The sequence below is a fragment of the Rhodococcus sp. (in: high G+C Gram-positive bacteria) genome (genome assembly GCF_049591685.1).
Taxonomy (GTDB): Bacteria; Actinomycetota; Actinomycetes; order Mycobacteriales; family Mycobacteriaceae; genus Rhodococcoides.
In genome coordinates this window covers 1-1,697 of the sequence record NZ_JBAWFH010000402.1, presented here as the reverse complement: position 1 = coordinate 1,697, position 1,697 = coordinate 1, and the positions used below count along the sequence as shown (strand labels likewise).

Below are 1,697 nucleotides of genomic sequence, written 5' to 3'. Positions count from 1 at the left end.
GACTGCTGCGGAGCGAGTCGCGGTGCGGCCGGACAATGCTGCGTATGTGCTGTTCACGTCGGGATCGACCGGCAGGCCCAAGGGCGTGACGATCACTCATCGGGCAATCGTCAACCGTCTCGAGTGGATGCAGGCCGAGTACGCGATGACCGAGTCGGACGTCGTGGTACAGAAGACGCCGGTTACGTTCGACGTGTCCGTGTGGGAGCTGTTCTGGCCATTGCGACTTGGTGCGCGTATAGCCGTAGCGCGGCCGGACGGTCACCGTGATCCCGAGTACCTCGCGGAACTGTTCGCCAGGGAATCGGTATCGGTTGCCCACTTCGTTCCGTCGATGTTGGCTGTGTTTGTCGCAGAGCAGTCTGTGGCGGCAGTGGAGACGCTGCGGATGCTCTTCGCATCCGGGGAGGCGCTACCCGTAAAAACAGCTACGCGTGCGGCCGAAGTTCTTCCCGCTACGCAGCTGATCAACCTCTACGGGCCGACCGAAGCCGCGGTGGATGTTACGCACCATGTGTACACCGTGAAAGACGAAGCGAGCGTTCCGATCGGTCGCCCTGTGTCCAATACGCAGGTGTTTGTGCTGGACAAAGGTCTCCGCTTGGCCCCAGACGGGTCGCAAGGCGAGCTTTATCTTGGCGGCGTTCAATTGGCTCGCGGTTACAGTTCGCGTTCGGATTTGACCGCGGAGCGGTTCGTTGCCAATCCATTCGGATCAGGGCGGTTGTACCGCACGGGCGACGTAGTTCGTTGGAATCGCATCGGTGAGCTCGAGTACATCGGTCGGTCGGATTTTCAGGTGAAGCTGCGCGGCCAGCGGATCGAGTTGGGGGAGATAGAGATAGCGTTGTCGGCAGTCGAGGCAGTCGCCCAAGCAGTGGTCGCAGTGCGTCAAGATCAGCTCGTTGCTTGGGTTGTAGTACCTGGCGGTGCCGTGAAGTCCGATCTGCTTCGAGCTGTAGCTGGATTGCTTCCCGCGTACATGATGCCGTCCGCCGTAGTGGTATTAGAGGAATTTCCGGTCACAGCTTCTGGGAAACTTGATCGCAAGGCGCTGCCGTCACCGGAATTTACGACGTCGGATTTCAGGGCCCCGTCGACGCCGATCGAAAAAACGGTCGCACGGGTCTTCGCCGACGTCCTCGCCATCGAACGCGTGGGCCTCGACGACGACTTCTTCGCGCTGGGCGGAAATTCACTCGTCGCAACGCAATTGGTATCGAGGCTCGGCGCCGCTCTCGATTCTCGGGTTGCGGTGCGCGAGTTGTTCGATGCATCGACAGTTGAGGCTCTAGCGGCTCGTGTGAAGTCGCGGACCGGAGGTCGCCCGGCGCTCACCCCACTCCCTCGGCCCAGTCGAATACCACTCTCGTTTGCGCAGCGGCGTATGTGGTTTCTCAACCGGCTCGACCCGGATTCGGGAGCAAACAACATACCGATTGCCATCAAGTTGTCCGGAACGCTGGATGTGGACGCCCTAGGCGCTGCCACGAACGATGTTGTCCTCCGTCACGAGACGCTACGGACCCTCTACCCTGACGTCGACGGACTAGGCAGCCAGCGAGTCTTGCCTGCCGCCGAAGCGCGTGTGGAACTGGCGGTGGAGGAGGTCGTCGACGACGAGCTCCGCGGGCGCATCGTCTCGATCGTGTCGTCCGGGTTCGACGTCACCCGCGAAGTGCCTTTGCGCATCCGAT

Annotated in this window: 1 protein-coding gene; it reads left to right on the top strand. The window is 61.3% G+C overall.

Annotated features, from left to right (window positions below; all coding sequences use genetic code 11):
• A partial coding sequence (locus WBQ44_RS17010) for an amino acid adenylation domain-containing protein (RefSeq protein ID WP_495567849.1) occupies positions 1-1,697 on the top strand: 1,697 nt, incomplete at both ends.